Annotated in this window: 12 protein-coding genes; 8 read left to right on the top strand and 4 right to left on the bottom strand. The window is 70.7% G+C overall.

Features of this window, described 5'->3' with window-relative positions; all coding sequences use genetic code 11:
* Positions 1-108 precede the first annotated feature (108 nt).
* Positions 109-492 (top strand): STAS domain-containing protein, encoded by a 384-nt coding sequence (locus OG718_RS48520; protein WP_328847202.1) that lies wholly within the window; start codon positions 109-111, stop codon positions 490-492.
* Positions 493-651: 159 nt separating this feature from the next.
* Here the strand turns inward: OG718_RS48520 and OG718_RS48515 are convergent, their stop codons facing one another.
* The gene (locus OG718_RS48515) at positions 652-1,083 is read right to left on the bottom strand and encodes a MarR family winged helix-turn-helix transcriptional regulator (protein ID WP_143642546.1); all 432 of its coding nucleotides are present in this window, start codon (positions 1,081-1,083) and stop codon (positions 652-654) included.
* Positions 1,084-1,279: 196 nt separating this feature from the next.
* On the opposite strand from OG718_RS48515, the gene OG718_RS48510 reads away from it, so the two are divergent.
* The 6 genes from OG718_RS48510 to OG718_RS48485 all read left to right on the top strand — a co-directional run bounded on the left by OG718_RS48510 (position 1,280) and on the right by OG718_RS48485 (position 7,188).
* On the top strand, positions 1,280-2,452 hold the full coding sequence (locus OG718_RS48510; RefSeq protein ID WP_143642547.1) for a PP2C family protein-serine/threonine phosphatase: 1,173 nt from the start codon (positions 1,280-1,282) through the stop codon (positions 2,450-2,452).
* Between the two features lie 135 nt (positions 2,453-2,587).
* Positions 2,588-3,487: an STAS domain-containing protein gene (locus OG718_RS48505; RefSeq protein WP_143642548.1), complete on the top strand. Its 900-nt coding sequence runs from the start codon at positions 2,588-2,590 to the stop codon at positions 3,485-3,487.
* Entirely contained in the window at positions 3,484-3,903 is a 420-nt protein-coding gene (locus OG718_RS48500; RefSeq protein WP_143642549.1) for an STAS domain-containing protein, read from the top strand. The genes OG718_RS48505 and OG718_RS48500 overlap by 4 nt, the downstream gene beginning before the upstream one ends.
* Positions 3,903-4,343, top strand: coding sequence for an anti-sigma regulatory factor (locus OG718_RS48495; RefSeq protein WP_143642596.1), 441 nt, complete (start codon positions 3,903-3,905; stop codon positions 4,341-4,343). The genes OG718_RS48500 and OG718_RS48495 overlap by 1 nt, the downstream gene beginning before the upstream one ends.
* A complete protein-coding gene (locus OG718_RS48490) occupies positions 4,343-5,431 on the top strand; it encodes an ATP-binding SpoIIE family protein phosphatase (protein WP_328847201.1) in 1,089 nt (362 codons plus the stop codon). Before OG718_RS48495 ends, OG718_RS48490 begins: the two co-directional genes overlap by 1 nt.
* Positions 5,428-7,188 carry a PP2C family protein-serine/threonine phosphatase gene (locus OG718_RS48485; RefSeq protein WP_328847200.1) on the top strand — a complete coding sequence of 587 codons (1,761 nt, stop codon included), beginning with the start codon at positions 5,428-5,430 and terminating at the stop codon, positions 7,186-7,188. Before OG718_RS48490 ends, OG718_RS48485 begins: the two co-directional genes overlap by 4 nt.
* 6 nt (positions 7,189-7,194) lie before the next feature.
* Here OG718_RS48485 and OG718_RS48480 read toward each other — a convergent pair whose 3' ends face one another.
* Together OG718_RS48480 and OG718_RS48475 are read right to left on the bottom strand one after the other, a co-directional pair.
* On the bottom strand, positions 7,195-7,719 hold the full coding sequence (locus OG718_RS48480) for a MarR family winged helix-turn-helix transcriptional regulator (RefSeq protein WP_260695666.1): 525 nt from the start codon (positions 7,717-7,719) through the stop codon (positions 7,195-7,197).
* A gap of 196 nt (positions 7,720-7,915) precedes the next feature.
* Positions 7,916-8,884, bottom strand: coding sequence for an alpha/beta hydrolase (locus OG718_RS48475; protein ID WP_328847199.1), 969 nt, complete (start codon positions 8,882-8,884; stop codon positions 7,916-7,918).
* Between the two features lie 198 nt (positions 8,885-9,082).
* On the opposite strand from OG718_RS48475, the gene OG718_RS48470 reads away from it, so the two are divergent.
* Complete coding sequence (locus tag OG718_RS48470; RefSeq protein WP_223064977.1) at positions 9,083-9,538, top strand: MarR family winged helix-turn-helix transcriptional regulator; 456 nt, start codon at positions 9,083-9,085, stop codon at positions 9,536-9,538.
* Between the two features lie 106 nt (positions 9,539-9,644).
* On the opposite strand, the gene OG718_RS48465 is transcribed toward OG718_RS48470, so the two are convergent.
* On the bottom strand, positions 9,645-11,747 hold the full coding sequence (locus OG718_RS48465; RefSeq protein ID WP_328847198.1) for an RICIN domain-containing protein: 2,103 nt from the start codon (positions 11,745-11,747) through the stop codon (positions 9,645-9,647).
* Positions 11,748-11,759: the final 12 nt, after the last annotated feature.

Below are 11,759 nucleotides of genomic sequence, written 5' to 3'. Positions count from 1 at the left end.
CCGCGGCACCGACGAGAGCCTGATCACGTCGCACGGCCGCCCACCGGGGGCATCGAATCCGCACAGGGGGGTAACCGGCCCAAGCCGTCAATTCTTCAGGAGGTACTTGTGTCCATTGCCCAGAACCCGCTGTCCGTCGAGGTCGCGCTGCCTCGCGAGGGCATCGCCCTGCTCACGGTCGAGGGCCATCTGGACATCGACACCGCGACAGGGCTGCAGCATCATCTGGCGAACCAGTTCCAGCACGGCCGCCGGCACTTCCTGCTCGATCTCTCGGCCGTGCCCTTCATGGACTCGTCCGGGATGAACATCATCATCAGGGCGTACCAGCAGACCCGGGAGTCCTCGGGGAGCGTGCACATCATCGGGCCACCGCCGGCCGTGCGGCGGATCCTGGACCTCACAGGGGTCAGCATCACCGTGCCGGTGTCGGACACCGTCGACGACGCACTCGCTCTCGTGGACGAGCCGCGGAACGAGCCCGAACTCTGAACGGGAGCGCGAGCAGAACGGCGGCATGGGGAGGGGGTCCGGGATGGGGCGGTGGATGACAACGAACAATCACGCGGAGCGAGTTCCGCGTACAGACGCACGCGTTCCGTGCACGGGCGCACGGGTCCCGGTGTCGCGAGACGGTCGGTCGCGTGGCGGTCAGGCCGTTTTGGCGTCGGCGACGTCGTCCTCGTGGATCTCCTGCGCCGCGGCGGCACAGAAAGCGACCAGGCCCTCCATCAGTGCGGTCCGTTGCGCGGCCGGCATGTGCTCCAGCACGGACTGCAGGGCCCGCTCTCGGCGGGTGCGCAGATCGACCAGGAAGGCGCTCCCTCGGCGGCTGAGGTACAGCCGCAGTTCACGGCGGCTCGTGGCACCGGGCCTGCGTTCGACGAATCCCACGGCCTGGAGGCGGTCGCAGAGCCGGCTGGTCGAGGGAGGCGTGGAGGCCAGGGCGTCGGCGAGCGTGCGCAGGTTGATGCCCTCGTGGTGTTCCAGGATGAACAGCACACGCAGCTGGGACGCCGATACCGGAGCCGTCGAGGCACGCCCCCACAGGACTTCCAGCAGTTCCGCAGCCTCTGAGGTCACGCGCGCCACTTCCTGGGGCCGCGGGCGCGCGTAGGAGGAAGTCACGGTGACACTCTCCCAGGCTTCCCGAACGCTGTCAGCCCGCCGCCTCGGGCGACCGGCCCCCGATCACCGACTCACACAACAGACCGTCGGCGTCGTGTACCCGACGAAACGGACCCGACACCGACGCGGAGAGAATGGCATATCCACCATCGTGAACAGATTCGTGGCAGCCGAGCGCGCACTGCGCTCCGCGGCACCGCACCAGTTGCTGGACGCGGTCCGCGAGGTGCTGTGCAACCAGTACGAGGCGCAGGATGCCGAACTATTCCTCGCCGACTACGGACTGACCCTGCTGCAGCCCGTGTCCGCGGTGCAGCACGCCCTGGACCCGCTGCCGGTGCACGACAGCCCGGCCGGCCGGGCCTTCGGGGCGCAGGAGCCGTACGCGGAGGAGCGCGGCGGCGGGAGCGTGCGTCTTCATCTGCCGGTCACCGTGCGCGGCGACCGGCTCGGGGTGCTGTCCGTCACCCTGCCATCGGCCGAGGTGGCCGGGGAGTGCCGGACCGAACTGGCCGAGGTGGCCGAGATCCTGGGCCACGAGGTGGTCGTCGCCGATCGCGACACCGACCTGTATCTGCTGGCGCGGCGCAGGGACCGGCTCACCCTGGCGGCGGAGATGCAGTGGCAGTTGCTGCCCGCACGCTCCTGCGCCCGGCCCGAGTTCACGCTCGGCGCCCAACTGGAGCCCGCCTACGCCGTGTTCGGCGACAACTTCGACTGGTGCGTCACCGCCGACCGGCTGACGCTGTACATCACCAACGGCATGGGCGAGGGCATCGACGCCTCGCTGCTGACCAGTCTCGGCATCAACGCACTGCGCAACGCCCGGCGTGCGGGCATCCCCATCGCGGACCAGGCGGCTCTCGCCGACCAGGCGGTGTACGCCCACTACCGCGGAGCCGCGCATCTTTCGGTGCTGCTGCTGGACCTCGAACTGTCCACCGGCCGCCTGCGGGTCGTCGACGCCGGCTCACCCCGGATGCTGCGTCTGCGCGACAGGTCCGTCACGACCGTGGACATGGAGGCACAGCTCCCGCTGGGCATGTTCGAGGAAACCGACTATGTGGCGCAGGAGTTCACCGTCGAGCCGGGCGACCGGCTCGTCCTCGTCAGCGACGGGGTCCACGCGGTCGTGGCACCGGGCGGGGAGCGGTACGGCGACAGGGCTCTGGCCCGGGCCGTCACGTCCACGAGTCTGGTGCCGGCCCCGGAGGTACCGGGGGCGGTCCTGCGGGAACTGACGGGGCATCGCGGCGGACCCGAGCCGGACGACGACGCGTTGGTGGTCTGTCTCGACTGGCACGGGAAGCAGCCCGCCCCTTAGGCGGGCGCCCCCACCGTAGGAGGTGTCGTGCCGGACGGCGCCACGGCTACAGTTGTCATCCGGCAAGATTTACATCGCTTTCTCGTTGCCTTCGGCAAGTTCGGAGCGATGCGACGCACGTGAGGAGTGGAACAGGTGCCGGAGCACGAAACGGCAGGACAGCACGGATCGCCGGCGCGGGAGGTCGGGGACTTCCTGCGGCGCCGCCGCGAGCAGATCGCCCAGCGGTGGGCCGACACCCCCTTGTTCCGTACGGTCTTCACCGTGTCCAGGGACGAAGCGGTGGAAGCCGGCAAGGCGGTCGTCGAGGCCCTTGCCGCGGTGGCCGCGGCCGGACGCGTCGAGGACGCCGAGGCGGACGGATTCACCGTGGTGCGCGAGCAGTTGACGCGCACGGCGGCCGCCCGGTCTCGCGCCGGTGCCGGCTCGGCACAGGTGTCGCACGAGGTGGACGCCCTGCGGCCGCCCGTCGTGGATCTCCTCGTGGCCGACCTGTCGCAGGCGTCCGCCGAGCACGTACGGGAGTGCGCGACCGCGGCGACCGTACTGATGGGCACGCTGCGGCTGGTCGTCATGGAGTCGGCGCTGAACGAGGGCCGGGCACTCATCGACCGGCAGCGGATGGAACTGCTGGAGATGGCCACGCCCGTGATCAAGCTCTGGGACGGCATCGTCGCCGTACCGCTGATCGGCACGCTCGACAGCGCCCGCAGCCAGGTGGTGATGGAGACGCTCCTGGAGTCCGTCGTCGACCAGCACGCGCGCTTCGCGATCCTGGACATCACCGGTGTGCCGACCGTCGACTCCCTCGTGGCGCAGCACCTGATGAAGACGGTCGCGGCCGCGCGGCTGATGGGAGCGGAGTGCGTCGTCTCCGGCATCCGGCCGGCCATCGCGCAGACCATCGTCCACCTCGGCCTCGACCTGGGCACGGTGGTCACCCGCGCCAGCCTCGCCGACGCCCTGGCGTACGCGCTCGACCAGCAGGGCTCCGGCATCGTGGACCCGGCGCCCCGTGGGGCGGTCGCGCGGTGACCCACGCGCACACGGGGCCTCCGTGGGGGTCCGTCCCGGTGCTGCGGCTCGGCGACGTCCTTCTCGTGACCCTCCAGGGCGATCTGCACGACAGTACGGCGGAACAGCTCCAGCAGGACATCAGCGAGACCATCGCGAGCAGTTCGACCACCGGTGTGGTCATCGACCTCTCCGGTGTCGAGATGGTCGACTCGTTCCTGGGGCGTGTGCTGGCCGAGATCGCGGCCAAGGCCGGGCTCCTCGCCGCGCAGACCGTGGTGGCCGGCATGCGGCCCGCGGTCGCGATCACGTTGGTGGAACTGGGTCTGACGCTGCCGGGTCTGCGTACCGCTCTCACCACGGAGGACGCCCTGGGCCTCCTGGCCGGGGATGCCTCGCCGTACCGTCCCCGCGGCACACGGCAGGAGAGTCCGTGATGCAGACAGCCGGCTGTGTCGACGCCCGCCTGCCGATCCACTCGGACATGGATCTGGTGTGGGTACGGCAGCATGTGCGCCAGACGGCCGCTCAGCTGGGCTTCGGTCTGGTGGAGCAGACCAAGCTCGTCACCGCGGCGAGCGAGCTGGCCCGCAACACGCTGGTGCACGGCGGAGGCGGCGAGGTCGAGGCCACGGTCCTGAAGAACGGTCACGCACCGGGGCTGCGGCTGGCGTTCATCGACGAGGGACCGGGCATCGCGGACCTGGAGCGGGCTCTGAGCGACGGCTACACCTCGGGGGACGGCCTCGGAATGGGCCTGGGCGGCGCCCGGCGGCTGGTCCACGAGTTCGCGATCGACAGCAGCCCCGGGAACGGCACCACGGTCACGGTGACCTCCTGGACCGTCCGTCCGCCGCGCTACCGGGAGGAGACCTGATGCCCCGGGTCTGGGACGTCCCGGTCCACGACTCGACACGCGTGCGTGACGCCAGGGTCGCGGCGGAGGGCGCGGCCGCCCTGGCCGGGCTCGACAGGAACCGCACCGCCGCGGCCGCGCTCGTGGCCACCGAACTCGCCACCAACCTGCTCAAGCACGCCAAGGGAGGCCAGTTGCTCATAGAGACCGTGCCCCCTCCCGTGCTGCCGGCCGGGCAGGAAGCGGTCTCCGTGGTGCAGATCGCCGCGATCGACCACGGCCCCGGCATGGCCGACGTCCCGGCCGCCTTGCGTGACGGTTTCTCCACGGCGTCCACACTCGGCACCGGCCTCGGCGCCTGCCGACGCATCGCCGACGACTTCGACCTGCACAGCGCGCCGGGCCGGGGCACGATCGCCCTGGCGCGGATCGGTACCACCCGGCCCGGTGGTGCCCGCGGTCGCGGCCACGGGGCCGCTCCCGCACCGGCCGCCGCCATGGCACGGGCGGGAGGGGTCAACATCCCTTTCGGCGGCGCGGAGTTCTCCGGTGATGCCTGGGCGTGCGTCCGGGCGGGCCACCGTACGACCCTGATGCTGGCCGATGGGCTGGGCCACGGGCCCGAGGCTGCTCGGGCCTCGTCCGCTGCGGTGGAGGCGCTGCGGCGCTCGGGCCATCTGCCGCCGGCGGAAGTGCTCCGGTACCTGGACGCGGAGCTCCGCCCCACCAGGGGCGCCGCGATCGCGGTCGCCCAACTCGACGCGGAGACCGGGCGGCTGGCCTTCTCCGGGATCGGTAACATCGGTGCCCGGCTGCGCACGGGTGAGGGCTGGCGGCCTCTGCTCTCCCGTCCCGGCATAGTCGGAGCCCACCGGCCCACGACCATCCCCGAACACCACGCGACGTGGGGAGCGGACTGTCTGCTCGTCCTGCACAGCGACGGGCTGCCCAGCCGCTGGACCCCGCCCGCGGACGCCTGCCTCGCGTCCTTCGACCCGGCTGTGATCGCCTCCGTGACGGTGCGCGACGCGAGCAGCTCCGCCCGGCCGGTACGGGACGACACCGCCGTCGCCGTACTGAGCCCCGTTCCGCCGGACGGCACACCATGATGCGTACCTGGCACATCACCACGGTCACCGACGCCGCGCGGGCCCGTATCGACACGGCACGTCTGACGGCCGCGTACGGGGTGCCCGGTCTGGAGCGGACCCGGCTGACCACCGCGCTCAGCGCGCATCTGCGGCAGTGCCTCACGAAGGGCGGCACGTGGCGGCTCTCTGTGGAAGCGACCGCGGCGCCGTCCGGGGACGGTCTCCTGCGAGCTGTCGTGACCTCGTGCGACGAAGCCGGCGCCGACGGCCGGCCACCGTGGCACATGACGGTCACCTGCCCGGAGGGTGCGGACCTGTCGGACGTCGGCCCCGTGGCGGACGATCCCGCGATCCTGGCCGAGGCACTGTTGGGCGCCGACGAGGACACGGCCCTGGTCCTGGAGAGACTCGGCGAGCAGGAAGGGCTGGTGGACTTCCACCGGGAGGAGCTGCACCAGACCAATCAGGGCGTGCTGGCACTGCACGCCGAACTGGACGCGGCGGGACGGGCCCAGCGCGAGCTGTTCGCCGCCGAGCGGAAGGCGCGTACGGAGGCGGAGAGTGCCCGCCGCAGGCTGACGTTCCTGGCCGACGCCAGTGCCGTACTCACGGCTTCGCTCAACCACGACGAGATCGTGCGCCGTTTGCCCAGTCTCCTGGTGCCGGAGTACGCCCGCAGTGTCGATGTGTGGCTGTTCGACGGCGAGGACGACGAACTGCGGCAGAGTCCGCGTCCGGCGGCCGCCGTGGTCGCGGCCCGTAGCGGCCGCCCTCAGTACGCCGCCGACCACCCGGGCGGCCTGCCCGGCGTCGACGACCAGCCGCCCTCGGCACTGCATCCCACGCGGCCCCTGCTGTGCGTTCCGCTGCCGACGCGGCGGGCACCGCTGGGGGTGCTGATCCTTACCCCGCCCGGCGAACGCTGGGACGCCGACGACGCGGTCATGCTGATCGAACTCACGCGCCGCGCCAGCATTGCCATAGACAACGCCCGGCGCTTCGAGCACAACCGCGACATCGCCGAGACACTGCAGCGGGCCCTGCTCACGGACCTGCCCACCACTCCGGAACTGCGCCTGGCGGCCCGCTATCTGCCGGCCACCCACGGTCTGAACATCGGCGGGGACTGGTACGACGCCTTCCGTCAGCCCGACGGCAGCCTGATCACCGTCATCGGCGACGTGACGGGGCACGGACTGCACGCCGCCGTCATGATGAGCCAGTTGCGGACGGCACTGCGCGCGTACGCCGTCGACGGAGGCACCCCCGGCCAACTCCTCACCCGGCTGCACATCCTCCTCCACCACCTACAGCCCGACCTGTACGCGACGGCCGTCATCGCGCGCTTCCACCCCGACGATCCGACGCTCACCTGGGCCGCCGCGGGCCACCCGCCGCCGGTACTGCGGACCCCCGACGGGCAGGTGCACACGCTCGACGCCAAGCCCGGTGCCATGCTCGGCATCCCGCTGCGCCAGGAGATCGGCGACCACACCGTGCGCCTCGCCCCCGGTTCGACGCTGGCTCTCTACACCGACGGGCTGGTCGAGCGCCGCGCCCACGGCATAGACCCCGGTATCGAGCGTCTCGCCGCGGCGCTCGGGGCCTTCCGTTCCGAGGACCTCGACACGGACCTGGACGGCTCGGCCGACCGTCTCCTGCATCCGTTGCTGAGCGACTCCGAGCGGGACGACGACGTGTGTCTGCTGCTGTGTCACCTCCCGAACCGGGCGGCGGAGACGGTACGGCCCTCCCCCGCCGGGCTGCCCGTCTGACGGGTTTCAGCCGCCGGTCACCGCGTCGCCCCCGCTTTGCCCCTCGCCTCTCGGCTGCGGACGTGTGCGCGCGTGGGCCTGCTGGAAGGCACCCAGTCCGCGTTGCAGAGAGGCACGTTCGCCGGGTGTCATCGCCTCGAAGACGGTGGCGAGACAGAGGGATCGCCGCTCGGTGACGTCCGCCAGGAACCGCCGTCCGTCGGCGGTGACCACCAACCGCACCTCACGGCGGTTGTGGGGCTGGACGGTCCGCTGGAGCAGCCCGGCGGAGACGAGCCGACCGCAGAGCCGACTGGCGGTGGGCAGGCCTATCTCCAAGTGCTCGGCCAGCGCGGTGAGATTGAGTTCGGGCCGGCGGCGGACCGTCTGCAGGGCGGACAGCTGACGCGCGGAAAGGTGCGGGACGACGTCCTCGACCGCCGTGAACCAGAGCGTCACCAGACTTTCCACAGTGTCGACGACGTGGTGGGCAAGCGTGTCCGGCTCATGGCCGGGGTCCTGGTCGCGGCCCGTGGGCCGGTGGATCTCCACAAGCGCTCTCTCAGTGAACTCCGGACAGGGCAGCTGTCATGTAGGTCGGCCCTACCCGAAGAACCCGGCCGTACACGGCCCGTCTCCCGCTCGTTGCACGCCTGTCCGGACCGCTCGGAGTCGAACGCCGCCCGGCCTCCCGTCCCCGCACGCGGTGTGCGGGGACGGGAGGCCGGGTCGGTGGCCGGCTGACCGGTCAGCCGGTGGCGAGAGCGCTCCTCAGCACGGTCACTGCCTGGCTGATGGCGGCGCGGGCCGCGTGGGTGTCGGCGAGGGCGTTGAGCATCACGAAGTCGTGGATGATGCCCTGGTAACGGGCCGCCGTGACCGGGACGCCCGCTTCGCGCAGCTTGTTGGCGTAGGCCTCGCCCTCGTCGCGCAGGACGTCGGCCTCGGCGGTGATGACCAGGGCCGGCGGCAGGCCGGTGAGCTGCTCGGTGGTGGCGCGCAGCGGGGACGCGGTGATCTCGGCGCGCTGCTTCTCGTCGGTCGTGTACTGGTCCCAGAACCACTGCATGGCGTCGCGGCGCAGGAAGTAGCCCTCGGCGAACTGGTGATACGAGCCGGTGTCGAAGGCCGCGTCGGTGACCGGGTAGAAGAGGACCTGCTGGACGAGGGGCACATCGCCTCGCTCCTTGGCCATCAGGGTCAGGGCCGCGCTCATGTTGCCGCCGACGGAGTCGCCGGCGACCGCGATGCGGGAAGCGTCCAGATAGTGGCCGGCGCCGTCGGTGACGACCCACTGCGCGACGGTGTAGTTCTGCTCGATCGCGACGGGATAGCGGGCTTCGGGCGAGAGGTCGTACTCGGGGAAGACCACGGCCGCGTTCGCGCCGACGGCGAGTTCGCGGACCAGGCGGTCGTGGGTGTGGGCGTTGCCGAAGACCCAGCCGGCGCCGTGGATGTAGATGATCACCGGAAGGACACCGGAAGCACCCGCCGGGCGGACGATACGTGCCCGGACCTGTCCGGTGGGACCGCCGGGGACCGTGACCCATTCCTCGTCGACGTCGGGCTTGGTGATGTCGCCCGACTGCACCTCGTCAACCGTCTTGCGACCCTCTGCCGGGCCGAGGTCGAACAGGTAGGGCGGGTTCGCGGTCGCCTCGGCGAAGGCCGCGGCGGCGGGCTCCAGGACGGGGCGGGGGCCGGTGGTGTCGGTCATGGCGATCTCCTCGGATCCGGTGCCGTGGGCGGGCTCCGTCGACGGTCTTTCGCCGGAGCGGCGGCACAGCACGAAAGTAGCGCGCAATTCAGTCGTGCGCAACTTATTAGGGTCCGATAGAATCGAGGAGACTCGAACGGTAGAGTGGAGATCGCCGTGCGGCGCACCGGAGCAGGCACTGAATCAGGGAGCGACACCGTGGGCACAGCCGGGACCGAACCGACCCAAGAGGGTTCCCTGCTCCTGGACGACCAGCTCTGCTTCGCCCTCTACGCGGCTTCACGCGCGGTCACCGCCCGCTACCGGCCCCTGCTGGACGAACTCGGACTGACTTATCCGCAGTACCTGGTCATGCTCGTGCTGTGGGAGCAGGACCAGATCTCCGTACGGGACCTGGGCAACGCGCTCCAGCTGGAGTCCAGTACCCTCTCCCCGCTCCTCAAGCGCCTGGAGGCGAACGGCCTGCTGCGGCGCGAGCGCCGGGCGGAGGACGAGCGTTCCGTCGCCCTCCGCCTCACCGACGCCGGAGCCCGGCTCAGGGAACGGGCGGGCACCGTCCCCCTCGCCATCGGCGACGCCATGGGCCTGACCCCCGAACAGGACGCCACGGCCAAGCAGTTGCTACGCCTACTGACGACAAACGTAACCCGGTAAGGACACGGCCCCACAGACCCGCCCCTCAAGGGGCGCGGGGAACTGCGCGACCGGCCCCCACCGGGCCGCGGACGAATAACCACCCTTCCAGCGGGGCGCTACCGCACTACTGGCGCGTCCACTTCTGATTCGCGCCCCCACCACACGCCCAAAGGACAACCTTCGTACCGTTGGCAGTGGCCGCGTTGTACGCATCGAGGCACAGCCCGGCATTCACATTGGTCACCGTCCCGTCGGCGTTCACGTTCCACTTCTGGTTGTTGCCGCCGTTGCAGTCCCAGATGACGACCTTCGTGCCGTTGGTGGTCCCCGCCTGGTAGGCGTCGAGGCACTTGTTGCCGTAGACCACGAGTTCCTTGCGCGCGGTGTACGTCCAGGACTGGTTGACGCCGCCCGCGCAGTCCCACAGCTGCGCCTGGGTGCCGTTGGTGATGGTGTTGCTGTCGACGTCGAGGCAGCGACTGGACTGCTGCCCCGTGAACTGCGTGCCGTTGGTGCCGGGCAGCGGCCGTACCTCGATCGCGTCCAGATCGGGCGTCCAGGCGGAGGCGTTGGAGAACGTCAGGGTGTTCGCCGAGCCCTTGGCCAGGGACGCCTCGACCGAGACGGTGCCGGGCGTGGTCCAGGAGCCGGTCGGCGGAAAGGAGACCTTGGTGGCCGTCTGCCCGTTGACCTGGAGGACCGCCGTACGGGCCGCGCTGTCGCCGTTGGTGTAGGCGATGTCGACGACCTTGGTGCCCGTGTCGGCCGCCGAAACGGCGTTGAACCGCAGGGTGTTGGCCGCGCCGTTGCCGACGCCGCCCACCTTGGTGCCGCCGGAGCAGTTGACGCAGGTGGCGTCGGCCGCGGAGCCGCCCTTGGTGTTGCCGGAGGCCTCGGCCTCGTACGTGGTGCTCGCCGCCTCCGTGGCACCGGTGACCGTGAGCATCACCGAGTCCTTGGCGGGGACGTTGACCGTGTAACTCGTGCCGAAACTGCCCACGTTCGCGCGCGTCCAGAGATTGCGGACCGTCGCGGACACGTTGGTCAGGCCCAGGTCCGACCAGCGGACGGTCATGTTCTGCGCGCTGGAGGTGCGGTTGAGCAGGACGACGGCCCGCTTGCCGGTGCCGGACAGGACCTTGCCGTACACCTGCAGCCCTGAGGTGTCCTCGGCGACCTTGACGCCCTGGAGGCCGCGCGGGTCCTGGTCGACCGCGATGACCTCGGGGTTCTTCAGGATGTTCGCCGATTCGGTGCTCATCGTCGCCAGGTTGTTGCCGGCGAGGAGCGGCGCCCCGGAGACGGCCCAGAGGTTCATGTGGCTGCGGTTCTGGGCGGCGGTGAAGCCGTCCATGCCGACCATCAGCATGTCGGGGTCGTTGTAGTACCCGGTGTGCTGGGCAGCGGGGTGCACGTTGGTGTCGAAGTTGGTCAGCATGCTGTCCCACGACGGCGAGTTGCCGTGGAAGATGATGTCCGTGTTGGTCCGCCACAGGGCGGCCATGCCGGCGCCCCAGTTCCACGGGTTCTGCTTGCCCCAGTTGCAGACCGACAGGGTCAGCGGGCGTCCGGTGGCGGCCGTCGCCTTCGCGGCAGCGTCGCTGATGGCCTGGTACGTGGTCCTGGCGTCGAGGCCCTCGACGTCGCCGCCGCACCAGTCGACCTTGACGTAGTCGAAGCCCCACTTCGAGAACTGGAGCATGTCCTGCTCGTAGTGGCCCTCGCTGCCACTGCCCGGGGCGGCGGGACGGCCGGTCGGGAAGTAGTAGCCGCAGCCGTCCCTGCCCGCGTCGGTGTAGATGCCGGCCTTGAGGCCCTTGCTGTGGATGTAGTCGGCGATGGCGGTCATGCCGCCGGGCCACTCGGACTCGTCGATCGTGATGTTGCCCGCGCTGTCGCGGGTGCCCTGCCACCAGCCCTCGTCGAGGTTGATGTACTTGTAGCCGGCCGCCGGCAGGCCTGCCGCGACGAACGCGTCGACCTGCGTCTTGATGACGTTGTAGTCGATCCTGGCGGCGAAGGTGTTCCAGGAGGCCCAGCCCATCGGCGCCGTCGGCACCGGAATCTGATTCGACGTCACCGCGACCGGCTGCGCCCGATCGAGGTCGACGGCTCCCTGCTCCTGGAGACCGACCAGGGCACCGGCGGCCAGGGCGAGAACGGCGGCACGGACAACGACAGCTCTGCACAGACGTCTTGCACGGGGGGCGAACCGGTGAAGAGGCATGGGGGGTTCCTT

This window comes from Streptomyces sp. NBC_00258 (assembly GCF_036182465.1).
Taxonomy (GTDB): Bacteria; Actinomycetota; Actinomycetes; order Streptomycetales; family Streptomycetaceae; genus Streptomyces.
Note: the sequence above shows the minus strand (reverse complement) of the source record. Positions and strands in the feature narration are given on the sequence as shown.

Coding starts and splice junctions, on each gene's coding strand:
- OG718_RS48465 (WP_328847198.1), bottom strand. CDS start 11,747: ATGCCTCTTCACCGGTTCGCCCCCCGTGCAAGACGTCTGTGCAGAGCT.
- OG718_RS48495 (WP_143642596.1), top strand. CDS start 3,903: ATGCAGACAGCCGGCTGTGTCGACGCCCGCCTGCCGATCCACTCGGAC.
- OG718_RS48475 (WP_328847199.1), bottom strand. CDS start 8,884: ATGACCGACACCACCGGCCCCCGCCCCGTCCTGGAGCCCGCCGCCGCG.
- OG718_RS48490 (WP_328847201.1), top strand. CDS start 4,343: ATGCCCCGGGTCTGGGACGTCCCGGTCCACGACTCGACACGCGTGCGT.
- OG718_RS48485 (WP_328847200.1), top strand. CDS start 5,428: ATGATGCGTACCTGGCACATCACCACGGTCACCGACGCCGCGCGGGCC.